The 26,409-nt window shown below is 39.0% G+C and carries 23 protein-coding genes and 1 tRNA gene; 13 read left to right on the top strand and 11 right to left on the bottom strand.

Annotated elements, in window-relative coordinates:
• Positions 1-132 precede the first annotated feature (132 nt).
• The 4 genes from PVV68_RS00875 to petA form a co-directional block, all read right to left on the bottom strand.
• On the bottom strand, positions 133-573 hold the full coding sequence (locus PVV68_RS00875; protein WP_273719789.1) for a PRC-barrel domain-containing protein: 441 nt from the start codon (positions 571-573) through the stop codon (positions 133-135).
• A 119-nt stretch (positions 574-692) separates the two neighbouring features.
• A complete protein-coding gene (locus PVV68_RS00870; RefSeq protein ID WP_273782578.1) occupies positions 693-1,565 on the bottom strand; it encodes a cytochrome c1 in 873 nt (290 codons plus the stop codon).
• Positions 1,559-2,815, bottom strand: a complete 1,257-nt coding sequence (locus tag PVV68_RS00865) for a cytochrome b N-terminal domain-containing protein (protein ID WP_273782576.1) — start codon at positions 2,813-2,815, stop codon at positions 1,559-1,561. The genes PVV68_RS00870 and PVV68_RS00865 overlap by 7 nt, the downstream gene beginning before the upstream one ends.
• A 4-nt stretch (positions 2,816-2,819) precedes the next feature.
• Positions 2,820-3,368 carry a ubiquinol-cytochrome c reductase iron-sulfur subunit gene (petA, locus tag PVV68_RS00860; RefSeq protein ID WP_273782575.1) on the bottom strand — a complete coding sequence of 183 codons (549 nt, stop codon included), beginning with the start codon at positions 3,366-3,368 and terminating at the stop codon, positions 2,820-2,822.
• Between the two features lie 866 nt (positions 3,369-4,234).
• On the opposite strand from petA, the gene PVV68_RS00855 reads away from it, so the two are divergent.
• Complete coding sequence (locus PVV68_RS00855) at positions 4,235-4,708, top strand: tRNA (cytidine(34)-2'-O)-methyltransferase (protein WP_273719785.1); 474 nt, start codon at positions 4,235-4,237, stop codon at positions 4,706-4,708.
• A gap of 571 nt (positions 4,709-5,279) precedes the next feature.
• Here the strand turns inward: PVV68_RS00855 and PVV68_RS00850 are convergent.
• Positions 5,280-6,533: a CCA tRNA nucleotidyltransferase gene (locus tag PVV68_RS00850; protein WP_273719784.1), complete on the bottom strand. Its 1,254-nt coding sequence runs from the start codon at positions 6,531-6,533 to the stop codon at positions 5,280-5,282.
• A gap of 247 nt (positions 6,534-6,780) precedes the next feature.
• On the opposite strand from PVV68_RS00850, the gene PVV68_RS00845 reads away from it, so the two are divergent.
• From PVV68_RS00845 to PVV68_RS00825, 5 genes are all read left to right on the top strand, one after another.
• A complete protein-coding gene (locus PVV68_RS00845; RefSeq protein WP_273719783.1) occupies positions 6,781-7,812 on the top strand; it encodes a MoxR family ATPase in 1,032 nt (343 codons plus the stop codon).
• Positions 7,813-7,814: 2 nt separating this feature from the next.
• Positions 7,815-8,726, top strand: a complete 912-nt coding sequence (locus PVV68_RS00840; RefSeq protein WP_273782574.1) for a DUF58 domain-containing protein — start codon at positions 7,815-7,817, stop codon at positions 8,724-8,726.
• Complete coding sequence (locus tag PVV68_RS00835; protein ID WP_273719781.1) at positions 8,723-11,530, top strand: DUF4159 domain-containing protein; 2,808 nt, start codon at positions 8,723-8,725, stop codon at positions 11,528-11,530. Before PVV68_RS00840 ends, PVV68_RS00835 begins: the two co-directional genes overlap by 4 nt.
• Positions 11,527-13,623 (top strand): hypothetical protein, encoded by a 2,097-nt coding sequence (locus PVV68_RS00830; protein WP_273719780.1) that lies wholly within the window; start codon positions 11,527-11,529, stop codon positions 13,621-13,623. The genes PVV68_RS00835 and PVV68_RS00830 overlap by 4 nt, the downstream gene beginning before the upstream one ends.
• Positions 13,624-13,914: 291 nt before the next feature.
• Positions 13,915-14,811 carry a metallophosphoesterase gene (locus PVV68_RS00825; protein WP_273719779.1) on the top strand — a complete coding sequence of 299 codons (897 nt, stop codon included), beginning with the start codon at positions 13,915-13,917 and terminating at the stop codon, positions 14,809-14,811.
• Between the two features lie 342 nt (positions 14,812-15,153).
• Here PVV68_RS00825 and PVV68_RS00820 read toward each other — a convergent pair whose 3' ends face one another.
• On the bottom strand, positions 15,154-16,062 hold the full coding sequence (locus tag PVV68_RS00820; protein WP_273719778.1) for a cation diffusion facilitator family transporter: 909 nt from the start codon (positions 16,060-16,062) through the stop codon (positions 15,154-15,156).
• Positions 16,063-16,811: 749 nt separating this feature from the next.
• On the opposite strand from PVV68_RS00820, the gene PVV68_RS00815 reads away from it, so the two are divergent.
• Positions 16,812-17,627, top strand: a complete 816-nt coding sequence (locus PVV68_RS00815) for an RNA methyltransferase (protein ID WP_273719777.1) — start codon at positions 16,812-16,814, stop codon at positions 17,625-17,627.
• A 47-nt stretch (positions 17,628-17,674) separates the two neighbouring features.
• On the opposite strand, the gene mnmA is transcribed toward PVV68_RS00815, so the two are convergent.
• Entirely contained in the window at positions 17,675-18,904 is a 1,230-nt protein-coding gene (gene mnmA, locus PVV68_RS00810; RefSeq protein ID WP_273719776.1) for a tRNA 2-thiouridine(34) synthase MnmA, read from the bottom strand.
• A 368-nt stretch (positions 18,905-19,272) separates the two neighbouring features.
• Between mnmA and PVV68_RS00805 the strand changes: the two genes are divergently transcribed.
• Positions 19,273-19,548, top strand: a complete 276-nt coding sequence (locus PVV68_RS00805) for a DUF1153 domain-containing protein (protein ID WP_273719775.1) — start codon at positions 19,273-19,275, stop codon at positions 19,546-19,548.
• A gap of 127 nt (positions 19,549-19,675) precedes the next feature.
• On the opposite strand, the gene PVV68_RS00800 is transcribed toward PVV68_RS00805, so the two are convergent.
• Complete coding sequence (locus PVV68_RS00800; protein ID WP_273719774.1) at positions 19,676-20,062, bottom strand: flagellar export protein FliJ; 387 nt, start codon at positions 20,060-20,062, stop codon at positions 19,676-19,678.
• A 413-nt stretch (positions 20,063-20,475) separates the two neighbouring features.
• Between PVV68_RS00800 and PVV68_RS00795 the strand changes: the two genes are divergently transcribed.
• Positions 20,476-20,607 carry a hypothetical protein gene (locus PVV68_RS00795; protein ID WP_273719773.1) on the top strand — a complete coding sequence of 44 codons (132 nt, stop codon included), beginning with the start codon at positions 20,476-20,478 and terminating at the stop codon, positions 20,605-20,607.
• Positions 20,608-20,628: 21 nt separating this feature from the next.
• Positions 20,629-21,330: a response regulator transcription factor CtrA gene (gene ctrA, locus PVV68_RS00790; protein ID WP_273719772.1), complete on the top strand. Its 702-nt coding sequence runs from the start codon at positions 20,629-20,631 to the stop codon at positions 21,328-21,330.
• Positions 21,331-21,546: 216 nt separating this feature from the next.
• Here ctrA and chpT read toward each other — a convergent pair whose 3' ends face one another.
• The gene (chpT, locus tag PVV68_RS00785; protein ID WP_273719771.1) at positions 21,547-22,185 is read right to left on the bottom strand and encodes a histidine phosphotransferase ChpT; all 639 of its coding nucleotides are present in this window, start codon (positions 22,183-22,185) and stop codon (positions 21,547-21,549) included.
• 215 nt (positions 22,186-22,400) lie between these two features.
• On the opposite strand from chpT, the gene PVV68_RS00780 reads away from it, so the two are divergent.
• A complete protein-coding gene (locus tag PVV68_RS00780) occupies positions 22,401-22,997 on the top strand; it encodes a DUF1134 domain-containing protein (RefSeq protein WP_273719770.1) in 597 nt (198 codons plus the stop codon).
• A 26-nt stretch (positions 22,998-23,023) separates the two neighbouring features.
• A complete protein-coding gene (locus PVV68_RS00775) occupies positions 23,024-23,674 on the top strand; it encodes a hypothetical protein (RefSeq protein WP_273719769.1) in 651 nt (216 codons plus the stop codon).
• Between the two features lie 234 nt (positions 23,675-23,908).
• Here PVV68_RS00775 and PVV68_RS00770 read toward each other — a convergent pair whose 3' ends face one another.
• Both PVV68_RS00770 and PVV68_RS00765 read right to left on the bottom strand, forming a co-directional pair.
• On the bottom strand, positions 23,909-25,027 hold the full coding sequence (locus tag PVV68_RS00770) for a DegT/DnrJ/EryC1/StrS aminotransferase family protein (RefSeq protein ID WP_273719768.1): 1,119 nt from the start codon (positions 25,025-25,027) through the stop codon (positions 23,909-23,911).
• Positions 25,028-25,076: 49 nt separating this feature from the next.
• Positions 25,077-26,033 carry a Gfo/Idh/MocA family protein gene (locus PVV68_RS00765; RefSeq protein ID WP_273719767.1) on the bottom strand — a complete coding sequence of 319 codons (957 nt, stop codon included), beginning with the start codon at positions 26,031-26,033 and terminating at the stop codon, positions 25,077-25,079.
• Between the two features lie 167 nt (positions 26,034-26,200).
• Here PVV68_RS00765 and PVV68_RS00760 point away from each other — a divergent pair.
• Positions 26,201-26,277 (top strand) — tRNA-Met (locus PVV68_RS00760).
• The last annotated feature ends 132 nt before the right edge of the window (positions 26,278-26,409 follow it).

Genomic DNA, 26,409 nt, shown 5'->3' with positions numbered 1-26,409 from the left:
TTTGATATCTTTAAGAAACTGCAAAAACTTTTTGCTTAAAATTTTTCTTCCCTTCAAAAGATCTGTAAAAAAACAGTGCCATCATATATTATGACAGCAACTGTTCTAACCGTAGAGAATGGAAATATAAAATTAGCGTGCCCAACGTCCTTCGTATTTAAATGTTGGAGCTTCCTTTAAAGAATCCTTTGTCGCATTGGTGATAAGCTTCCACTTACCATAATCATTTGTCATCTGGATTGTTTCTGGAGAAACGACTACATAACTCTCCCCTATACCAAGGACCCCACCAACAGCAATAACAAATCCTGCAATGTTATTTTCACGCAAAATAATATCTTTTACTTCACCAATATTTTCGTTTTCTATATTGTATACATCTGCACCAATAAGACTCGAAGCAACAAAATCCGTTGCTAAAGGTGTAACATAACGCACAGACATATCTGATCCCACCTGTACGGTGCCCATCGACGAAATCATTTCAGCTTTAGAAGGCACTTCGAAAGACTGAGCGTAAGTACTAGAAACCATCAAAACTGATATAAGAGCAGTATAGGCAATTTTTTTCATTTTAACATCTCCATTTTTACTTTGCTTTTACTTTATAAAGTGTCAATGCATCATAATCAGATTTGTTCCCTAAACTCTTTATACTCTTTTAAGACCATTAATCCTAATATTTTTTCTTTTCAGTCTTTCGTCTTCTCCAGTTTTTCTTCTAAATCACGCCAAATACGAGTTTTTAAAATATAAACAAGCCCCCCAAAAATGATTAAAAATAAAATAACACGAAAACCGGTTTTTTTCCGAATTTCCATATGAGGATCAGCAGCCCACATCAAAAAAGCAGAAACATCACGCGCATAATGTTTAACAGTTTCTGGAGTTCCATCTTCATAAGACACAACACCATCATTCAACGGAGGCGCCATAGTCAAAGAATTTCCGGCAATAAAATAGGGATTATACCAAGAACCATTAGCAATTTCTGTATTTTCTGGAGCCTCCTGATATCCTGTTAAAAGAGCTGTAATATAATCTGGACCAGCAGTATTATAGTGCGTTAACACATCAGTAATCAAAGTAGAAAACGGCAAAGATACGGCACGCGCCCGTGCCATCAGTGATAAATCCGGAGGATAAGCGCCATGAAGAATACCCCTTGCTTCTTCTTTATGAGCAAAAGGAGAAGGAAAATGATCTGTTATAACCCCGGCGCGCTTAAAAAACTTTCCTTCTCGATTAGGACCATCGCTCACCTGATATTGCCCCGCCAAAGCCTTAATCTGCTCTTGATCATAGCCTAGAGCCTTTAAATCGCGAAAAGCTACATATTTTAACCCATGGCAACTAGCACAAACCTGCTTATAAACCTTTAATCCACGCCGCAATTGTGCTTGATCATAAACCCCAAATGGTCCTGAAAAACTCCATTCCTGTCTTTTAGGAGCATATAAGGGGAAAGAAACAAATTCCTCCTCTTTATCAGAAACAGTACCAGCAAAACTGTGAAAAGAAAAGCCTATCACAACTATAATCAATCTGATAAAAGCTTTTACCATAGTTTATTTTTTTTCTTTTTCATATCTTCAGTAATGGAAGAAGGAAGAGGACGCCCCTTTTCAAAAAGAGGGAGGAGTGGCAAAATAATTAAAAAGAATATAAAATAATAAGCGGTCGCCAATTGCGTCCATAAAACAACACTGTCATTGATTTCTCTTGAACCTAGATAGCCAAGAAAGACAACATCAGCAATGAATACCCAAAAGAAAATTTTATAAATAGGACGATATCTTGCGGAGCATATTGGAGAGCGATCTAACCATGGAACACAAATCAACACAAAAACCGAACCGGCTAAGAGAATAACCCCCAAAAAAGTTGATGAAAGAGCACCAATATTAAAAGTTATAGCACGCAGTAAAGCATAAAAAGGCAAAAAATACCACTCCGGCACCACACGAAGAGGCGCCTTTAAAGGATCAGCAACGTCATAATTTTCAGCCTGTCCCATATAATCAGGCATATAAAACAAAAACCAAGCAAAAAAGATTAGAAAAACAGTAATAGCAAAAATATCTTTGATAAGCGCATAAGGTGCAAAAGGAACAGTTTCCTCATCCGATTGTACTGCAAGACCGGTCGGATTACCCTGTCCAACTTGGTGAATTGCAAAAATATGAAGCCCTACTAAAAAAAGTAACACAAAGGACAAAAGATAATGGAGCACATAAAAACGGTTCAATGCCGCCTGTCCCACGCTATAACCACCAAGCAATGTCTCATGCAACCATGTTCCTACCAAAGGAATAGCTTTGAAAAAGCCAGCAACCACTGAAGCAGCAGAAACAGACATCATCCCCCAAACCAGTACATAACCAAAAAATGCTATTGCCATCATAGTGATATAGATAAACATGCCCGTAACCCAAACCATTTCGCGCATATTTTTATAAGAACCATAATAAAGCCCACGTGCTACATGGATATAAACAGCAATAAAAAAGAACGATGATCCGACACAATGCCATGGACGAAAAAGCCAACCAAACTGCCCTTCCCGCCTAAAGCGTTCACCTGTTTCAAAAGCCAAATGAACATCTGGTACATAATGCATCGATAATACAAGCCCCGTCAAAAGCTGTGATAAAAGCATAACGGTCAAAATACCGCCGAATGTATAAAAATAATTAAGATTACGTGGTACCGGAAAAATAACAAATGCATTGTAAAAAAAACGAGGAAGAGGAAAACGCTTATCAAACCAACGAGCAAGAGCAGTTTTAGGAAAATAGGGAGGAAATTTTGCCATCACTTTATCCTATTTTCAGTAAAGTATCAGAAAGAAATCGATAAGGAGGAATAGCGAGATTATAGTTAGCAGGTCCCGATCGCACTCTTCCAGCTGTATCATAAACAGACCCATGACATGGACACAACCATCCACCAAATCGTCCCGATTGACCAAGTGTTACACAACCAAGATGTGTACAAAGATTAATGAGAATAAGCCAATTCTCATGCCCCTTGCCTGCTGAACGGGCTAAATCCGTCGCTTCCTCTTCACCTTCAAGATTAGGATTGCGGGCCTGACGATCTCTGAGAAGACTCAATTTAGTAGCACGCGCCTCAGCAATTTCTTTTGCAGTTCGGTTACGAATAACAACAGGCTGTCCACGCCATTTGACCGTCACTGACATACCCTCTTCAATACTAGAAAGGTCAACCTCAATAGAGGAAGAGGCTAAAACAGCTTCATCTGGACGCAACTGACGGATAAAAGGCCACATGACAGCACCTATCCCAACTGCTCCTGTAACACCTGTTAATAAAAACAGAAAATCCCGCCTTGTCTGCTCACTCATTATCTTAACTAAAGAGTACTCCCTAAAACAGTTTCTCCCATCCCCGCCCTTATGATACAATCCTCAGTTATTTAAACCATAAAAAAACATTTCAGAAAAGACTTCTTATCATTTGTGTAATTTGTTCTCTTCTTATCTTTTCTCTCTCAACTCAGTGGTAACAAATCATAATCTCCCTCTGCTACCTTCTCTCTTCACTAAGCCTTTATCTCTCCTACGACTTATATTCCCATACTGAAGTTTTTCTGTTCACCGCTCCAATGTAACTTAAAGAGAAGTGATACCAACCACAATATATTCTCTGCTCTCGCATTACCACTTATTGTAAAGCCTCTCATTTATTAAACTCTAACATTTCAGTGTCTCAAAAATTCAAACAACAGCAAAATCTTTGTCATGAAGAAACAATTGATACACAGCCCCTCTCAAGCCAAGCTGTACAAAGAAAACGCAATTTTGCATTCAATAGGCGACCTCTTTCATCGAACTTATATAACAGTTGATATTGTTTAAAAAGCGATGCATGTTTGATAATCGATACAATCACACAAGTCCTCTTGATTAATAATGGATACGCCGCTTTGATAAGTGTTTCAAAAAAAACTGCACGAACACAACAGTCCTAAAAAAATCTTTTGATAAAATCTGCTCTTATAAAGAGCAACATTTGTCGTGAAACTTTTTGAACAATGATCACCTCTCACAGTTCATACTTGATTCCTCTTATCATAAACTTGGGTACACCCGCCTTAAAATCCAAAAGAAATAACAGCCAAACACTAAAACCACCTGCTCGCAATGATATTTTTCGAATAAGCTATAGAGCTTCTTTACAAATACGAAGAAAAAATCCTACTACATAAAACATGACACTTCATATTGCGCTTTTTCAACCTGATATTGCTGGTAATACTGGAACAATTTTGCGCCTTAGCGCCTGTTTTGGTTTACGTGTTCATATTATTGAACCAGCCGGCTTTAACTTATCCGATCGTAATCTTAAGCGCGCGGGCTTAGATTATCTCGAATATGCCTCGCTGGAACGCCATATTGATTGGCAACATTTCATCAACACCATGAGACACTTTAAGCGTCGTCTTTTGCTTTTGAGCACAAAGGCAGAAACATGCTACACACAGATACACTATCAAAAAAATGATGTTTTACTTTTTGGTCGTGAATCAGCAGGCGTTCCTGATTATGTTCATAAAGCCGTTGATTGCACATTAAAAATTCCCATGCAACCACACGCACGCTCTTTAAATCTGGCTGTGAGTGTGGCCATAACAACAGGAGAAGCACTTCGCCAAATTGGTTATTATGAAAAGGGAGAAACTTAACAAAGAAAATACAAAAATCTCCGTAAGGGATTCAATATATTGATGAAATCACAATAGTCTACACAAGATCAATGATTATCAAAAAAGTGAAAGCGCGCCATCTTTCTAGAATCTTACAATGCCACTAAAATCTTATATTTTTCAATATGCTTCTGGAATAAGTTTAAAAACACCTTTATAAATCATTGGGGAAAATCATATTCATCAAACCAAATGATAAAGGAAATTATTCAATCTCCTCCTTGTAAAGAACAAGGCGTTTATCAGTACCAGTCTATCATGAAGAATGATTACCCTTGGTGAATTTTTCTTGGCTCCCAACTTATATGTTTATCCCATAGACGCCAACGACAGCCCCTGAATATTGTACTCAACTTCATGAGTGACACAACAAACAACTGAAATAAAACCGTAGACAAAACTATATCTTTAATGCGCAATAAATGCGTCTTACATCATTGTCTTGATAAGATTTATGACACGACAAATAACACTCTCTCACATCATTTTTGCTATCAACAACCAATTTATTATAAAACAAAAAATAAAAGAATATTTAAAAAAATGAATATTATAAATTAATTTTTTCTAATAATGCATTACGATCCATAAGAAATCCGCTTTCAATCCATATCATTTCAAGCTCTTTGAGCTTTTTTCCTAAAAGAACACCTTTAGAAAAACCTTTCTGGATCAAATCCTTGCCATTCACAGGAAAAGTAGGAATCTGCCACCTTTGAGCAAGCTGATAAAGCCTGACATAATCTTCTGTTTTTTGTAAAGCTTGGCTTTTCTCCGAAGCATCAACATATGATGAAGCAATAGACAAAGACAACTGATCTAAAACAGACTGCTGACCATGTAAATAAAGCAGTTTTTGTAAAAAAAACTCTGAACAGTTTTGGGCAATCCTCTCCAACTGTGCCCATTCTTTTAACCGCGTTGTTTCCTTATGGGATAAACGCAAACGCTTTGCCATTTCATGAAGACGCACAGGATCAGGAGGGAGCAGACTTTCTAGCCGTAACAACGGATCAACTTTCCAGCCAAGAGCCTGTTCTGTTTTCACCAATGCGTGTACCACATCAATGCCCCACTTTTCTGTTTCAGGAAAAATACGTGTCAAAATGCCACTTTGGCGCATCCATAAAAGAGCACGCGTTGGATCTAAAGCAGCGAGCAATTTTTTCATTTCTCCCCAAATGCGCTCCGATGAAAGCTTATGCAAACCATCTTTTAAACGAACACATGCCTTCAAGCCTTCCACATCAGGTCGCCCCATACCATACCAAGCAAAAAAGCGAAAAAACCGCAAAATACGTAAATAATCTTCGCGAATACGATTTTCTGCAATGCCGATAAAGCGCACTGTCTGGCTGGCAATATCATTCAAGCCTCCCACATCATCATAAAGGCAACCAGCAGCATCACAATAAAGCGCGTTAATGGTAAAATCCCGCCGTTCCGCATCTTTTTTCCAATCACGACCGAATGCCACTTTCGCATGACGACCATCTGTTTCAATATCAGAGCGAAGCGTTGTTACCTCATAGGAACATGACTGAGAAACCACCGTCACTGTACCAAACGCAACACCTGTAGGAACAGCTCTAAATCCTGCTTCTTCTACGCGTGTTATAATCTGCTGTGGCAAACAAGTTGTAGCAATATCAATATCACAAATAGGTTGCCCTAACAGCTGATTGCGCACTGCCCCGCCCACAATACGTGCCTCTTCACCATCCAAAGATAAAATGCGAAGAAGCATTTGGATATCATGATGTTGCAACCATTCAACTTGTTTGAAATCTTGTCTAATGCTCAACCTTTTAACCTTTCAAAAAATTGTCTTCTTTGGCTTTAAACAGATATTTTCTGGAGAATACTATTTTCCATATATTCCTTACACAACACACTTGTTTGTTTCAAATAGATCACTCTACATATGTGCGAAGATAAAAAAACAATATATTACCCTTCTTTTCTTCGCATTTTCTGCTACAAATCATAAAATATTCATTATCATACAGAGAAAATTATCGATTTTGCCACAAATGCCTTAAGGAAGAAACATGAGTCAACACGATACATCAGCCAGTTCTATGAAAAAGGCCAATATCAACAATGAAGCCCAAGCGGTTATTGATGATATTGATAACGTGCACAAAGAATTGGATATTCTACAACAAGAAATTGACAAAGTTATTTTTGGGCAAAATCATGTGATTGAATATGCTTTGATCACTATTTTTGCTGGTGGACACGCTCTTCTTGTGGGAGCTCCAGGACTTGCAAAAACGCGTCTTGTTGCAACTTTAGCAACAGTATTAGGGCTTGATGAAAAACGCATCCAATTTACCCCTGATCTCATGCCATCGGATATTATAGGCTCTGAGATTATGGATTCCGATAAGAGTGGTAAACGTTCTTTCCGCTACCTTCAAGGACCTATTTTTACCCAACTTCTAATGGCGGATGAAATTAATCGAGCCTCTCCACGCACGCAATCAGCTCTTTTACAAGCCATGCAGGAATATCATGTCACCGTTGCAGGTCAGCGTTATGATTTGCCACAACCTTTTCATGTGCTTGCAACCCAAAACCCTCTCGAACAGGAAGGGACTTACCCGCTTCCTGAAGCACAACTAGACCGCTTTTTGATGCAAATTAATATTGACTATCCTGATCTTATGACAGAACGGCGTATTATTTTAGAAACAACAAGAGAGAAAAATCAGAATATAAAACCGATTTTGTCAACGCAAAAACTGCAAAAAATTCAAAAGATTGTTCGGAAAATACCGCTTTCAGAAAATGTTATAGAAGCCATTTTAAAAATCGTTCGTTCGGCTCGCCCTCATAAAGATAACAGCCTTGCAAATACTTATGTTACTTGGGGACCTGGTCCACGCGCATCGCAAGCACTTTCCCTTTGTGTCCGCGCCAGAGCACTTTATTATGGGCGTTTAGCCCCCTCTCTTGATGATGTTGAAGCACTAGCCTATCCCGTATTACAACACCGCATGGCACTCAATTTTTCTGCAAGTGCCGAAGGTATAACCATAAAAGATATTATCAACAATCTTGTGAAAGACGCTCTTTAAAAATGGCCATTGGCAAAAAAGTTTCAAAAACCTCTCCCATATCACTTGCTAGCAAATTGCACGAAGATACTGCAAAAATGCCGTCTTTCCTTCTACAAGCACATCGGATTGCCCAAACACTGATAACGGGATGGCATGGACAGCACAGACGTGGTCAGGGAGAAAATTTTTGGCAATTTCGCCCTTATATTGAAGGAGAGTCCATTACACGCATTGACTGGCGTCGCTCAGCACGTGATGAACATACTTACCTGCGTGAACATGAATCACAAATGACACAAACGATTTGGCTTTGGACTGATCAAAGTGCATCTATGCATTATTGTTCGCGCCTTTCTAAAATCTCTAAAGGTGATCATGCCATCATTCTGACCCTTGCATTGGCGTTACTTCTTGCACAAAGTGGCGAACATATTGCGATCCCCAATCTCATGCCTCCTACCATGGCATCCAATGTCATAGAACGCATAGCGCTTACTTTGACAAATCATCAAAATGAAAGTCCATTGCCGGATTTTTCAACGATTACGCGTTTTTCACATGCCATCATAATAAGTGACTTTCTCGATCATCCTGAAGAAATCATCCAACATTTAAGCACTTTATCTACAAAACAGGTTACTGCGCATTTAATTGAAGTTGCTGATCCCGCAGAAGAAGACTTTCCCTATAGAGGTTGTACTGAATTTTTTGATCCCGAAACAAACGAAAAGCACACTTTTGGAAAAGCAGAAAACCTTCGTGAAAACTATTGCAAGCTGTATCAAGCAAGACGACAAGAATTAGTAAATTTTTGCTCACGCCAAGGATGGACCTATCACGTAAGTACAACAAATAAACCCTTCACTAAAACTATTTTGCATCTCGTAAACCAAATGGGAAGCTCTCCCTCTCACATCAGGAGGTCGCTTTGAGTTTTGCTGCTCCCCTGCTGTTACTTGGACTTTTATCCCTGCCCATCATTTGGTGGTTGTTACGCATAACACCTCCCTCACCGCGTAAAGAACCCTTTCCTCCTTTACGTTTTCTACCAAAATCAATTAATCAGCAGGAAAAAGCAAGCCACACACCTTGGTGGTTATTGTTACTACGACTAACCATAGCCGCACTGATTATCATCGCTTTAGCGCGCCCCATTTGGAATCAAAAGCCAATTATACTATCCAGATCACAGCCCCTTGCACTCATTATCGATAATGGATGGGCCTCTGCAAAAGAATGGAAAAAACGCATCTCTCTTGCTCAAAATCTCCTTGCACAAGCAGAAAAACAGCAAAAAGACATTTATTTTCTTGCCACCGCTGAAAATCATGACTCCAATAAAGGTCCTCTTCCTGCAAAAGTTGTAAAACAACATTTAATGCATTTGCAACCCCGCCCTTGGCCCGTCAATCGTGTGCATGCACTACAAAAACTGATTGCAATAAATAAAGGAAAACCCCTTGATATTGCTTACTTCAGTGATGGATTACAAACAAGGGAAGACGATCAAACTTTTGCTCTCATTGAACAATTAAAACCTGAAACACTCTTATGGTATTTAGCCGATATTTCCGATTTATTTGGCATAACGGCCATAGAAAATGACAACGGAAACATGGTCGCACGCATTATCCGTGCAACAACACACGGTAAATCTCCCACTACACTAGAACTTTACGATTCAAACAATCAATTGCTTGGCCAATTTAAAGCAAACTTTCTTGAGGGAAAAACCACCACCTTTGTTCCTTTTAGCATACCACTTGAACTGCGTAATGACATTGCTTGGATAAAGGTGAGCAACCAAGCCCATGCAGCTGCGACCTTCTTAGTGGACAGCCATAAGAGAGTAAGCCGTGTTGCTCTTCTCTCATCAAATACCAATGAAATGGTACAACCGTTACTCTCTCCATTTTATTATATTATCAAAGCACTCCAGGATCATACACAGCTTATAACAGCTGGTGGAAGAGAACTTTCAACGGATATTGACCACTTACTGAAACAAAATCCTTCTGTTTTCATTATGGGTGATATTGTAAACATGTCAGAAGAGGCAGAAAAAAAGCTGTCTGACTTCGTCAATAAAGGAGGAACACTTATCCGCTTTGCGGGAGAAAATCTGAGTAGCGCAGAACACTATGATAGCCTCCTTCCAGTATCTTTACGCCCTGGTAAACGTTTGCTTGGTAGTATTATGTCTTGGACGAAACCGCAAAAACTTGCGCCATTTGCAAAAAATAGCCTATTCTCTGATCTTCCCTTTCCAGAAGATATTACGGTCTCACGCCAAATCCTAGCAGAACCAAGCCCCGATCTTTTTGACAAGACATGGCTCGCTCTTTCTGATGGAACACCCCTTATTACAGCATCAGGACGTGGTAAAGGAACACTCATTCTTATCCACATTGCCCCTGATCCCACATGGTCCAATCTTCCTCTTTCTGGCTTTTTTGCACAAATGTTGCAAAAACTAATCACATTGAGTGCTTATGCAAACACAAATCCAACACACATAACAACACAAACAACCATACAAAATCCGTGGCGAACAATAACTGCTGATGGACAATTACAAACGCCCCCCTCTCATGTTGTTCCACTGGTTCTTAATGCCAAATATCCACCCCTTCCTTCCTATCGTACTCCCCCCGGACTCTATGGTGTCAAAAATAATTTTTATGCACTCAATGTGTTAAATCCTTCATCACACTTGATAAAACAATCTCCATCACCTTCTTTAAGCAAAAATCTTTTATCTTACGACACAAAAGAACAACATCTTATTGGCCCACTTTTAGCATTAGCCATGTTACTCTTCGCCTTGGATAGTTTTTTAACTTTATGGATAGGAGGCAATTTTTTTCTCAACAGACGAAACAATATGCTGCTTTTTCTCCCCTTCACAATAGGTCTCATGATCTTCTTTTCACAGACTCCAATCGTTCATGCACAAAACACAGAAAGCCATACGGAAAGCATAGTACAAGCAGCAGGTGCAACACATCTTGCTTACATTATAACAAATAATCATGAAATTGATGCAACGAGTAAAAGTGGTCTAGAAGCCTTAAGCCGATTCATCGCAGAGCGGACAATGCTCGCACCAAGCTCTGTGGTAGCACTTGATCTTGAGAAAGACGAACTTGCCTTCTATCCTCTCATTTATTGGCCCCTTGATGCAAACAGTCCTCTACCAACACAAAAGAGTCTTGAAAAAATAAATCGCTTTATGAAACATGGAGGCACAATTTTATTTGACACACGCGATCAAATAACCACCAGCCTCACTCTTGAAGACACCGCCACCCCAGCCACACAAAGATTAAGAAGCATTTTAAAGGGATTAAATATCCCAGCCATTGAACCAGCATCAACAGATCATGTGATTGCTCGTTCTTTTTATATTATGCCAGACTTTCCAGGTCTCTACCGTGGTTCACCTTTGTGGGTTGAAACATCATCCTCAACCAATAAAAAAAACGAAAGTCTTTTCAGCTTGGGTGATAATGTCAGTTCTCTCCTGATTACTGGAAATAACTTTGCTGGTGCTTGGGCACTAGACGAAAAAGGCATGTGGAAATATCCACTTGTTCCCAATGATCCGATGCAACGTCTATGGGCTTTTCGTGCAGGATTAAATATAGTTCTCTATGTGCTTACAGGAAACTATAAAGCAGACCAAGTGCATGTTCCAGCACTTTTAGAACGCTTTAAAAGGGAAAGAAGGCAATGACCCCATTCTTTACTTTTCAGCCTTTTTTGCCTCTCTCTTGGATTCTCTTCTTAGGAGGAATATCCACCCTTTTTGTCATTATTAGCCTCATTCAACAACGTCAAGGCTCTTTATTACGCCTTATAGCATTGATCGTGCTCCTCCTTACTTTACTCAATCCCATGATCATCAAAGAGCAGCGCGAACCACTGAAAAGTACGATAGGCATTGTCATTGATCGCAGCAAAAGCCAAACATTTGGCACACGTACAAACGACAGTGATGAAGCACGTAGACAACTTACAAAAGCATTGGCACATTACCCGCAATTTGAACCACGCTTTATTGAAGTTGGAAGACTTGCTGATAACCAATATGCACCCTCAACAAATTTGTTTCAGGCTTTAACACAGTCCATATCTGATATCCCACCATCTCGTTATGCAGGAACAATTTTTATCACCGATGGACAAGTCCATGACATTCCTGATATTATAGAGCTTCACCATCAAGCACCACTCAATGCCCTCATCACAGGAAGGTCCAGTGAGTTTGACCGCCAAGTCAAAATTATTTCTCCTCCTCGCTTTGCCCTTATCAATAAACCACAAATACTCTCTATCTTAGTAGAAGATAAGGGGCAAACCCAACAATCTCTTCCAAAGCAAGCAGATATTACTGTAAGCATCAATGGACAAGAAGTTGGTCATTATTCTGTAACCCCCGGCAGTATTTTTCAAACGGAAATAACCCTTCCCCATGCTGAAAAAAATATCATCCAAGTTACCACAGAGACATACAAAGGCGAATTAAGCTCTGAAAACAACCGCGCCATAGCGATTATTGAAGGGATTAGAGAAAATTTGCGTGTCCTTCTTATTTCAGGTGCACCTTATAATGGTGAGAGAACATGGCGTGATCTTTTAAAAGGGGACTCCAATATTGATCTTGTTCATTTTACCATTTTGCGTCCTCCCAACAAAGCAGATAACACACCCTTAAGCCAATTATCACTTGTTGTTTTTCCTACCAAAAAGCTCTTTGTTGAAGAGATCAACAATTTTGATCTCATCATTCTTGATGGCTATCAACACTCTAGTGTTCTCCCGTTAATCTATTATGATTATATCGCGCAATATGTACAACAGGGTGGTGCGTTGCTAATGGTAACAGGACCTGAGTTTACGCAACAAAACTCGCTTGCGAAAACACCTTTAATAAGCATCCTCCCCGCGTTACCCAATGGTACTATTCTTCAAAAGCCTTTTCGCCCAAAGTTAACCAAAGAAGGTGAACGCCATCCTGTCACAAAAAACCTTGCAACACTTAACTTTCCAGCCTCTCAATGGGGACGGTGGCTACGACAAATTGCTATTCAAAACACACACAAAGGCATTGCTCTGATGAAAGGAGCAGATGAACAACCTCTTTTACTTCTTTCCCATGTTGGTCAGGGGCGTGTGGGCATGTTGCTTTCTGATGAAAGTTGGCTTTGGGCAAGAGGTTTCGAAGGTGGAGGACCCTATGCAGCTCTCTATCGCCGAATTGCCCATTGGCTTATGAAAGAGCCAGAACTTGAAGAGGAAAAATTAACTGCTACCAGCAACCATCATCGTTTAACCATCTATCGCCAAACACTCAAAGATCACCCAGAACCAGCCGAAATAACTTTTCCCTCTGGAAAAAAAGAAAATATCACCCTTACAAAAGAGCAAGAAGGGATCTTTGCTGCAACAATAGATATTGATGAAACAGGAGTTTTTACCATCAAAAATGGCGACTTAACAACTCTCTCTTTTGTAACTGTACTTGATAATCTCGAATTACTTGATGTCATTTCAACAAAAGAAAAACTCGCTCCCATCAGTAAACATACTGGCGGATACATCGCACGTTTACACGACAAGGAAAAAGAAGGTATTCATCTTCCTCCTATAAAGCTGATTCGGTCACAAACCGGTACAACATCCTCATCTGCTCATTCAATTGTACTAAAAGAAGCAACAGAGACCCGTTTAATCAAGAGTTTCCATTTGTCGATCTTTTCTGGTTTCTTTGCACTGCTTATCTGTCTTATCCTGTTAAACAGCATGTGGTATCGTGAAAGCCGTTAAAAAGTCCAAAAATTCCTGTTATGATTTTATAATGCCTCTGATTCTTATCACAGCATTCACTTATTTGTTACTTTTAAAAGCTTATGATCTCAAGTCATTTAAAAACCTTGAGAATCCAAGTCATCTTTTATAATGTAAAAAAACAATAAAGCATAGCTTTCTCAAAAGCTTTTCTTCCTCTTGTTGAGAAATTGTTCTTTCATTTTACAAACCTTTTTTACCTCGGAAATGCACCAGCTTGTCCTCCTCTCTTTTTTTTCCTATTTTATTGCCTAAATCATTTTCAACGCTATGCTAACGTCTATGTTTTATCTTGCTCATATATCAGATGTGCATCTTGCACCTTTGCCGCAACCTTCTTTCTTTGAACTCTGTGGAAAGCGTCTTACGGGCTATCTGAATTGGCAAAAAAAGCGTAAGAACCAAATGGCAACAAATGTCCTAGACATTTTAATGGATCACTTGAAAAAGACAAATCCTGATCATCTTGTCATCTCTGGTGATCTTGTTAATCTTGCTCTTGATAAAGAATTTGAACAAGCGCGTCATTGGTTATTGAACCAAGGAGAGCCTCAAAATATTTCCTTAACATTTGGCAATCATGATGCCTATGTCCGTGGAGCATTTCAAAAAGCCTGTACCCTTTTCAAACCTTGGATCGAAGGTGATACCCTTCAAAAAAAGGCTTTTCCTTATATGCGTATTCGCAAGAACGTCGCTATTATCAGTGCTTCCTCAGCCATTGCGACACCACCTTTTCAAGCTTTTGGTTATTTTGGCAAAAAGCAAGCACAAGCTTTATCGCAACTTTTAAATGAAGCTGCAACACGCAAACTTTTTCGTGTTGTCATTATCCATCATCCCCCCTTTCATCACGCCACCTTTTGGCATAAGAAACTATGGGGCATCGAGCGTTTTTTAAACATTATCAAACATCATGGCTGTGAACTCGTTCTTCATGGACATACCCATCTTCCCACATTGAAGACCATTCAAGGCGCAACAGGAAAAATTCCTATTGTTGGTGTTTCCTCCGCATCACAAGCTTTTGGTGATAAAAAACCACCCGCAGGATTTAATTTATTTGCCATTGATGGTGAAAGCTCTCAATGGCGCTGCCAATTGCAACGCTATAGCCTCACCAATCAAAAAAACGAAATCGCCTGTAGTGAAACAATAAATCTTTAAACATTTTGTAAACCCTAAAAATTGTAAAAACAAGCAAACAATAAAGACATCTTTGGGTTAAAACAATTTTTTCTCTTTCCCCGTTTAGCAGAACAAAAATTCTTAACCATAAAACAAAGGGCAGATTGGTTTCTCCCAAATTACCTACCAACGACTTATATGCTTCCACCTCACCAGCTTATCGGATAAGTCTTGTCATCAATATTTTACTTCAACCTTATCTTTATCTGGCCAATGCCAAAAAATCAGCTACAGAAAAGCACCTTGGGTATAGAAATATGCCTTATACTCTCCCTAAAACATAATGTTACATGCTACGATAGAGAATTGGAAAAAATCTTTTTAGAGAAAAGGAACCACCGTTGTACCCGGAGGCAACTTAGCCTCTTCCTCAGGCTCAACATGAATAGAAATACGCACATTATCAAATTCTTCTTGAAGAGCACCTTCAATTTTATCGCAAATCCGATGTGCTTCTCCTACCGACATCACCGCAGGTACAACCAAATGAAATTCTATAAAAGTCACTCTACCAGCAACACGGGTAAGCAAATCATGAACTTCAAGTGCTCCCTGTGCATTTGCAGAAATAAGCTCACGAATCCGCATAGTCTCATTCAATTCAACGCCAACATCCATTAAACCCTGAACAGCACTGTTAATAACCTTCCAGCCTTGCAAAAGAATATTAACAGCAACAATAATCGCTAAAATTGGATCTAAAACACCCCATCCACTGAAAAAACCAGCAACTAAACCAATTAAAATGGCAAGGGACGTAAAAACATCTGTTATGAAATGTATTCCATCAGCTTTAAGAGCTGGTGAACGGTGAATTTTTCCCTGATGGATGAGAATCCAACCCCACATGCAATTTATAACACTTGCCACAACATGAATAACGAGCCACACCCCGGGCTTTTGTAATAATTTTACGGTTGAGAGAGCCATCCATGCTTCTCTCAAAATGATAATTGCTGCAATAATGATCAGGATTCCTTCAAGAATCGCAGAAAAATATTCTGCCTTATGATGTCCAAAAGGATGATCGTGATCAGCCGGCTTCATACTCACTTTAACCGCCCACCACGCCGCCAATGATGCAAGTATATTGACGATTGATTCCAATGCATCCGAATAAAGCGCAACCGAACCGGTGATGTGATATGCCCAATATTTCAAAGCGAAAACGATACATGCAACGAAGATAGAATATAGGGTTAAGTTCTGTATATTGATTTTGGCACCCATCACCACGCCCATTCTTCTTTACAAAATAAGGAAGAGCATTTTAAACTCTACTCCCTGTGACATTCTTGATATACTACCATTACTCCTGCAACTTCATAGAAATTTTACAAGATAAACGAATCTCACAGCGCATCATTGTCATCTCAATACCAAAGCTGTTACACAATATAACACCATAAATAAAGTAACGCAGAGACTCCAACAAGAAATAAAAATCTCCTTTGAGAAAAATCAAAGGTATTATCTTTATCATCTCATAAACTTTTAAGTAACTTCATAAATATATCATCGAAAAAATGCCTGTTTTTTCTCAAACGCATCACTCTTATGCACTCTTTATCAATCTTTCTATGAGCCCCAAAACACGCATAATATATCAGTAGCATTGCACACAATAAAAAAGATCGCGTCACCTTCCAATGCAACCTCATACCTCAACTGGAGCAAAAAAGAGAACGCTTCCCCCCAAAAAAAAAGAATCTGAGCATTGGGGACCCAGATTCTTTTCCCTTAGAGATTAAGGGTATGCAGAGCTTAGGAAATAGCGGGGACCTAAGACCCTGCATCCGATACGAAAACAAACTACATTGTACCGCACTCGGTATTCTTACATTATACCTATGGTTGTATTTTGTCAACACAATTCTATCATAAGTTTTAAAATAATAAATTTTTTTTATCCTTCCCTTCAAACAAAAGCAAATATTAAACATCTAGCAATTGAGAAAAAAGAATATTAAATCTCCTCTATGCATTTAAATATCACAACAATTTCTGAAACTGATGATCTACGTTTGCGAGACTATCATAATATCCGTGAAAAAGATCTTGTTGGACGACGACATCAATTTATAGCTGAAGGTAAAGTTATATTATCGACATTGCTAGCTTCCAAAGAATTTTCTGCTCTCTCTCTGCTTATAGTGAGAGAACGCCTCCCTAGCCTGATGCCCCTTTTAGAAAAAACACAGCCAACATGCCCCATTTATTGTGTCCATCAAAAAATCATGGATGATATTACCGGCTTTCATGTACATCGTGGTGTGCTTGGTATTGGTAAACGTACAACACTCCCATCATTACAATTTTTTTTACAAGAACTCCCGACTGAAGCTTTGATTCTGGTTTTATGTGGTATCTCTAATCACGATAATATGGGAGCCATTTTTCGCAATGCAGCTGCTTTTGCCAGCCATGGTATTATCATTGATAAAACCTCATGCGATCCACTCTACCGCAAATCCATCAGAGTTTCTACTGGAGCAGCTCTCAAGGTGCCCTATACGCAAGGTGCGGATATTGATGACATTATGGCAACGCTAAACGCTGCAGATTTTCATCTCTATTCGCTTTCCCCCTCTGCACCCCACACTCTAAAGCAAGCAAAACCAACAAAAAAGACAGCTCTTATTTTGGGAACAGAAGGTGACGGCTTACCAACCCATGTCCTACAAAAATCAGAAACCTTACGCATTCCCATGGCTCACGGTTTTGACAGCCTTAATGTCGCCACAGCAACAGGTATTGCACTTGCCCATTTCAGCGATTTTGCAAAACTCTCCTAAAAGCAATACCACTGTAAATAGCAAAATATCCGGTAAGTAGATTACTTTTATTTACAAGATGCCATTGTTTTAAAGTCTGAAGCAACAGCCGTTTTTGTTTCCAGATTGCACAAAAGGCGTTTCAACATCACTTCAGTATCCGCAGCACGTTCTGAACGAGTTACAAACCCTCCTCCAAGCACACGCGCTTCATTACTCTTCCCATCATAAAGAACACAAGCTTGTCCTGGTGCCACAGCATTCTCACGTTCCAACAAATCAACGGAAAAAACACCCTCTTGATAATGCAAACGCGCAAGATGCGGAGGACGGGTTGAACGAACTTTTACAGCTACCTCGACACCATCGGAGGGAAAATTATCCAACGGCTCATCTCCAAGCCAATTCACATCACGCAAAAAGAGTTTATGTGTTTCCAACATTTCACGTGGGCCAACAATAACCCGCGCATTTTCTACATCGAGATAAACCACATAAAGCGCTTCACCCGTTGCAACACCAATACCACGGCGTTGTCCAACGGTATAATGAACAATTCCCGCATGTTTTCCTAAAACCTGTCCATCAATATGCACAATAACTCCAGGATTAGCAGCCTCTGGACGCAATTTTGTGATAACATCAGAATATTTTCCTTGCGGAACAAAACAAATATCCTGACTATCATGCTTATTGGCAACAACAAACCCCATTTCTGCCGCTATTTCACGAACCCGTGCTTTGGGAAGGTCACCTAGCGGAAAACGCAAATAATCAATCTGCTCTTGTGTCGTTGCAAAGAGGAAGTAGCTCTGATCGCGATCACTATCGAGAGGGCGAAAAAGTGCCCGATGCACACCATGGGAACGCGAGCGAATATAATGCCCCGTTGCCAAAGCATCCGCACCTAATTGACGCGCCGTTGCTAAGAGATCAGCAAATTTAACAGTCTGATTGCACGCCACACATGGCACAGGAGTCTCACCATGAGCATAACTTTCTGCAAAAGGATCAATGACCGCTTCACGAAAACGCTTTTCATAATCAAGAACGTAATGAGGTATACCCAATGTCTCTGCTACGCGGCGAGCATCCTCAATATCTTGTCCAGCACAACATGCCCCCACCCGATGTGTTGCTGCACCATGATCATAAAGTTGCAAGGTAATCCCAATGACATCATAGCCTTCCTTTTTCAAAAGGCCTGCCACAACCGATGAATCAACACCACCCGACATTGCCACAACAATACGGGAATTCTCAGGACGTCCTGGTAAATCAAGACTGTTCAAAAACATGTATTCATTCTCTATTTTAATGGACACCTGTATATTAATGCCCCTAATATGCGCTATTCATTGCTTTTATGCTATTCACCCTTCTCTTATATTGTTTTTTTATCCTTTCCACAACCAATAGCATCACTTTCTTAAAAGCGGCTGCAGACAAAAAAAGAATGATGAAAATAAGGCACAATAAAAATCTTTTCTATTCTTCAAAAAAATCGATAGAAATATTACAAAAGATTACTTTGCGCGCTTCACTTTGAAGCATATTTTTTTATTGTCTTGCTTACTTTATTAATTTTTTTTCAACGCGTTTAGCTCTTTTTTAAATTTCATGTTTTACAAACGAATCAAATCCTTGACTAAAGGTAGAGGATAGAATGACCAACCTGATAAAAACACAAATGAAATATGTTATTGGACCAGATGGAAGTCCGCTTACCATTGCTGATCTACCGCCCAAAACCACAAGGCGGTGGGTAATCCGTCGCAAAGCTGAGGTTGTTGCGGCTGTTAGAGGTGGATTGTTAAGTCTTGATGAGGCGTGTCAACGCTATACTTTAACCGTAGAAGAATTTCTTTCATGGCAAAGTTTGATCGATGAACACGGTTTGGCTGGATTACGAACCACCAAAATCCAACATTACAGGCACTAATTCGCCAGTGATAGTGATTCGATAATAGCTTAAAATACAAACAGCCAAACTTGAAAAAGTTTGGCTGTTTTTTCGCATCTCAACACATAAACATCTCAAAATATTAATTTTTAAACGATAGTTTTTATCAGCCCGTCATTGAGTTAGAGTGACTTAAAACATTCTCATCATCCGTGAATGCTTTTTTTTCCCGCGCCTCAAGAAGCTGTGCACGCTGTAGCTCTCCATTGATTTCATGAAGAGTCATTTCAGCATTTGTTTTTTGCAACTGCAAATCACGAATCGAATTTACAAGATTATCGCGTCTCTGCCGCGCTGCACGAGCAAAAGCAGAATAAGCAAAATGGTGAACATCATTGTTGCCAGATTTACGTTCTTCGTTAATAATTTGCGCTTCTAATTCCAACACCATTCGCTCAAATTCTGCAATCATCATCTCAAGCTGTGCAATTTCACGATACTTCCCACGCACTTGAAACATCCTCAATCGCACTATACTTTCCCGTGGCTTCATACTCACTACTCCTTGATTACGCCTGCTCAAAATTCCTATTCACACTTTAATATATACGTTAGTTGGACTTTTTCTGACGAAAACAATCCATTTTCAAATTTAAAACGATAATTTCTGCCTTTCCTTAAAGTACTTGACGAACACAATATTTTTTCAAAAGAAATAACCATTTCTTCACTTTTCGCTTTCACTATAGAACAAAGAGATTTAAAGCTCAGTAAACAAAAACTGCAATTTTAAAAAAGCAATTAAAGTAGTCCCTTATAAGATTTTCTTAAAGTCAATTTTCCGTGGAAAAAGCATTTTATTTTTTCATTAAGTTCACAAATATGCTATTTTTCTAAAATATTTTTTAACCTCTTTTAAAAATAAAAATATTTTGTTAACCACTATCATGGATAGTGGGGAATTCAGTGGTGATTGTTACGCGTACTGCTGAAATATTCATAAACGCTTTATTATTAAGCGTTTGGTTTCGTAAGTTATTTTTATCAACGGTAGTTTTACCTGATGATAAAATGCAAAGTGCTCTTTCTGATTCGTAAAGAGCAAAGTGAGGGATTAAAATGCGCGTATTATTAATTGAAGATGATAAAGCAATGACACAGAGCATTGAGCTCATGCTTAAATCAGCAAATTTTAATGTTTATATCACTGATCTAGGTGAAGAAGGTGTCGATTTAGGAAAGCTTTATGATTATGATATCATTTTGCTTGATCTAAATCTACCTGATATGTCAGGCTATGATGTCCTGCGAACCCTCAGATTAGCAAAAATAAAAACCCCTGTCCTCATTCTTTCTGGTATGAATGCCATTGAAGATAAAGTGCGTGGTTTTGGCTTTGGTGCTGATGATTATATGACAAAACCCTTCCATAAGGATGAGCTTATTGCGCGTATTCATGCGGTTGTTCGCCGTTCGAAAGGGCATGCGCAATCAGTTATTGTTACCGGCGATCTCACTGTTAACCTTGATGCAAAAACAGTCGAAGTTTCTGGACGTCCTGTTCATTTAACTGGGAAAGAGTATCAAATGCTAGAGCTTCTCTCTCTGCGCAAAGGTACGACACTCACCAAAGAAATGTTTCTCAATCATCTCTACGGTGGAATGGATGAACCAGAGCTTAAAATTATTGATGTTTTTATCTGTAAACTGCGGAAAAAATTAGAAGCTGTTTCTTCTCACGTAAATTATATTGATACGGTTTGGGGACGTGGTTATGTATTACGTGATCCCGTTGAAGAAAACGTACGTAAAACCGCTTAAGCAGTGAAAACGCACATTGTAAAATCTCGGAGTGTAGCGGGCCGAGATTTTTTCTCTGTTACAAAATAAAGGCTTCCATACAAGCAATCTCTTAATAGAGAAAAAGGCTTAAAGCTTTAGGATCCTCAACCCTCCCATTTCCAAATATAATCTCATCGCTCACGAATATATTCTAAGCCATCCTTTCCAAATATGGCTTAGGCACTTGTATCTTATTCAAAGATTCTTCACACTTTCTAAAACAAGACACCCCTCAGTTTCATTGATATTTATTTTCATATCTGTCATTTCAGCAAGTAAGACTGTGTAATAAAATTGAATACCATGAGCATCGATAAGCTCTTCCTGAATTTCTCCATTATACAATGCAAGAAAATGAGAAGGAATACGGAGATTTTTACCACAAACTTCAAAGCGAAAAGAACGTTTATTTTCCTCTTGCATAATCATAACAACGATTTCTCCCTCACGAGAAACAGTTGTATTTGCAATCAATAACAAATTAAGCAAAAGTTTAACTTCATTTTTTGGTAAAAGCAGAGCAGGAATTTGCCATTTTAAAATTGCTTTTTCTTCTTTCATATATTGTTGAGCCACCTGCTCAGCGGTACGTGTATCTATTTGTCCCCCACTTGCACCTGCAAAGCCAAAAGCCAATCGTGCAAATTGTAGACGCGCAGAAGCACTCGCAACGGACCAACGCACCAATTGCAAAGCATCTTCTTCAGCTCCTCCCTCATCATAAAGCTCCATCGCATTTTGAATAGCACCAACAGGTGAGATCAAATCATGGCAAAGACGGCTACAAAGCAAAGCCGCAAGATCCATAGGCTTCAAAGAAACAGCTAATGTCATAATTATTGAGAACTCCAAAAATTTAAAAACAAGCTTGCTTTTAAAGCAAAACTCTTAACATCCAATGCATACATATAGAAAAATTGAACAATCACGCTAATTTTTTAGAAACAAATTCAAGAATTTAAATAACCTTACATCTTATTTTTTATTTGAATAGAATGAAAATCCTAATATGATCTCCTTGTTTGTAACCAACAAAAGGGAAAAACTCTATGGCCCTCTCTTTTCTAATACGCTGGTACAAAAACATTGTATCTCTTATCTTCCTTTTATTCATCATCATCAACACTGCAAATGCACAAGTTCAACCAATAGAACAACATGAACCTCATTATTCTCTGCAAGAAATCATTGATTCTGGTCATATTTTTTTTGGAAAAACAACAAGCGGTATAGCAGCAGCAATTGAAAATATCTTTTCACAATACGGTTATCCAAATGCCTATATTTTAGGGGAAGAGGCTTCTGGCGCCTTTTTTGCGGGACTAACCTATGGTGAGGGAAGACTTTTTACAAAACTCTACGGTCAACATAAAGTTTTTTGGCAAGGCCCTTCTGTAGGATGGGATTTTGGTGGCCAAGGTTCTCGTCTCATGATCTTAGTTTACGATCTTAATCATATAAATAATTTATGGGGACGCTATGGTGGTATTTCAGGTTCGGCCTATTTAATTGCAGGTGTTGGTTTTCATGTCCTAAAACACCACAATGTCTTACTCGTTCCCGTCCGAACAGGTATTGGTGCACGCCTTGGCATCAATGTAGGATATTTAAAATTAACACCAAAACCGACATGGAATCCATTTTAAACGGAGTGTTCTTAAAAAGGGAATTTATGCTTATTCAATCGCTTCTTTTTTTTATTCTTGGAGTTGCTTCCACAGCGTGGTTATTGGTGCTTTTGACCCCCCTTATTTGGCGTAAAGCTGTTCATTTTGCGCAGAAGAGTGTTTCTGCACAAATTCCATTTTCGCTCACTGAAGTGCAAGCAAACTACAATTTTCTCTGTGCACAACACGCTATGGAACTTGCGCGCAATGAACAAAAATATGAATTTTTGCAAAAAAAATATGCACAACAAAAAATACAACTTAGCCAAACAACAGAACAGCTTTACCAACTATGTTTTCCCACACAAAACATATCTTCTTCCTCAAAGGAAGCTATCACAACCCAACAAAATCTTATCTCAACAAATAATTTCATAAGGGAAATTAAAACTATGCGTGAAAAAATCGCACATTATCAACAACGTTTACAAAAAATTCAAATCAATGCGCCCGATACAACGGAAAACCAGCAACTCTTAGATGAACTGCGTGAAGAAACAAAGGAATTAGCAGCAACATTAGCTGCTCAAATAGCACTACAGGAAGGAGCTACATCCCCCATCTGCACATTGATTAAAAATTCCAAAAACACAAACGATCTCGCATCGCGCATTCGCAAAAAAATAACCTGCACAAAAAAAACACCTCTTACATAATTTATCTTCAAAATAGCTCAAATAAACATCTAGATTGATAATACTAACTCTATCTTTGTAGCATAAATATTGCCGTTACCATCTGAGATAAAAAAGCATCACATCTGTCTTTTAGGATACAAAGACACACTGAAGAGTCCAGTGGTAATTTGGGCTTTATTTTAAAAAATATTTCCAAGAGATCAGCAAAATAAAGCCCACTATTAACGAACTTTTAGAGAGAAAGATATTCTCTCAAGAATGATAAAAATCTTTTATTTTCTGAATGATCATATCCTGCTCATTTTGCGTTAAATAAGGATGCATGGGTAAACTTAAAACATGGGCTCCCAGGGATTCAGAAACATCAAGAGAACTTTTTACATAAGGAAAATGCTTATAAGCGGGCTGTTGATGCAAAGGAGTTTTGTAATAAACCATTGTAGGAATAGAGTTTTTCTGTAAGTAGTCCTTTAATTCATCACGTTTTTTTACTTTAAGAGTATACTGTGCATAGGCACAACGAACATTCTCTCCCACTTCTGGAACTGTCACAATATCTCTTAAATGATTGGAATAATATTGAGCAATCACCACACGCTTTTCCATCTCTTCTTCAAAGATACCAAACTTTTCTAATAAAATTGCAGCTTGAATAGTGTCTAGACGCGAATTCATACCGATACGCACATTGTCATATTGCGTTTCACCTTTACCATGAAAGAGAATCGAACGCAAAAGTTCTGCCAAATGATCATCATTGGTCATCATAGCGCCTCCATCACCATAACAGCCCAACGGTTTTGCAGGATAAAAACTTGTAGCAGCCACATCACCAAAAGCACCGCACATAGTATTACCGCTTCGTCCTCCCATTGACTGTGCAGCATCTTCAATCACAAACAGCTTCTCTTTTGCTGCCACTCTAGCAATTTGCGCGTAATCAGCAGGAAGGCCAAACAAATCAACAGCAATAATTGCCTTTGGTTTAAGACGCCCCTCTTTTTTAATCATTTCGATTGCATCACAAAGTTTTCCAACATCAATATTGAATGTATCAGGTAAAACATCAACAAAAACAGGTTCAGCACCCACCAAAGCGACAACTTCAGCGGTTGCAGAAAACGTGAAACTAGGACAAAAGACAGCATCACCTGGACCAATATTTTTAGCCATAAGAGGCATCTTCAATGCATCTGTTCCATTGGCACATGCAATCACATGTTTAACACCAAGATAATCGGCCAATCGCTCTTCAAATTCTGTCACCTTTGGTCCCAAAATATACTTACCACTGGCGATCACATGCGCAATTGCAGAATTAATTTTGTCTTCAATACGCGCACGCTGCGCTCCAAGGTCGATGAATTGCATACTAACTCCATTAATCATCACAAGAATGCAAAAGGGCTACTTATCTCTTTTATCTCTGATAGTTGACATGAGCAGCAGTTAAAATCCGTAAAACAGCAATGGCATCATCACCATTTGTGCGAGGTGCTTGACGCGTTTTAATACAATGAAGGAAATGCTGTAATTCACAAGTAAGCGGCAAACCTTCACACACATCAATATAGTTCACCTCATCAGTGCTAAAAGCCCACTCTTGACTCTCTTTCCAAACGGAAAAACGGTGCAATGCCAATTTACAGTTCCATGGTTTCATATCATCAAAAACAAGCATAGCCTTTGTACCAACAACCGTTAAAAGCCTTTCACGATAAGAACTCAAGCGTGAAGTAAAAAGATGGCTACGGATACCATTTGGAAAAGTCATATGAATATGAGCAAAATCAGAACACTGATCAATGATAGCTCCGCCCTCACCGCGAACTTCAGAAGGTTCACATCCCGTGACAGCCAAAATCATTGAGAGATCATGCGGCGCAAGATCCCATAGAGCATCACTTTGTGTATGAAATTTTCCAAAGCCTAACCGATGAGAATAAATATAACGCACCTCCCCCAGTTCTCCGCTTTTCACCAATTCACACATTTTTTCAAAAGCAGGATGAAATCTTAAAATATGCCCCACCATAAAAATCCGTTTGTATTGACGAGCAATTTTTACTTGGCGTTCAGCGTCAGTAATATTCAAAGCTATTGGTTTTTCAACCAAAACATCTTTACCATTTTTTACAGCACGCAAAACATTTTCTGTATGAAGCTGCGGAGGTAGTGCTAACACCAACGCGTCAATATCTCTATAAGTGAAAATATCATTAGGCGCGACAACATTAACGCCATACATACTCGCAAAACTTGCTGCACGAGCACTATCAACATCAGAAACTGCTGTTAAAGCCCCAAGACTTTGGAGTGTTCGTATATGATTCCCACCCCAATGACCGCATCCTAAAACCGCTACACGTGGCGCCATTTTTATGCCTTACCTCACCTCATCATATAAAAATTATATTTCCCTAATACTCCATATCGATGATAAAATAGAATGACAAGAGAAAAGCTTAAAAACGACGCTTGACATCTTACTATTCTACCTCTTATATCCGCAAAAGATGAAGTCATGTGCTCATATTTTTATGTGGCGGAGTAGCTCAGTAGGTTAGAGCAGAGGAATCATAATCCTTGTGTCGGGGGTTCAAATCCCTCCTCCGCTACCATTTTCTTTTCAAGCTGTGTAGCTTGCCAGCAGGTTTTGTGTAGCTTGCCAGCAGGTTTTGTATATTTTGACACCAGGTTTTGTACCAATTTATTTTCTTTTAAAGGGTTTTTAAGGTGTTTTCAAAGGGTCT

The sequence above is a fragment of the Bartonella sp. ML69XJBT genome (assembly GCF_028618515.1).
Taxonomy (GTDB): domain Bacteria; phylum Pseudomonadota; class Alphaproteobacteria; order Rhizobiales; family Rhizobiaceae; genus Bartonella.
The sequence above is the reverse complement of the archived record's forward strand: the minus strand, read 5'-3'. Positions and strand labels throughout refer to the sequence as shown.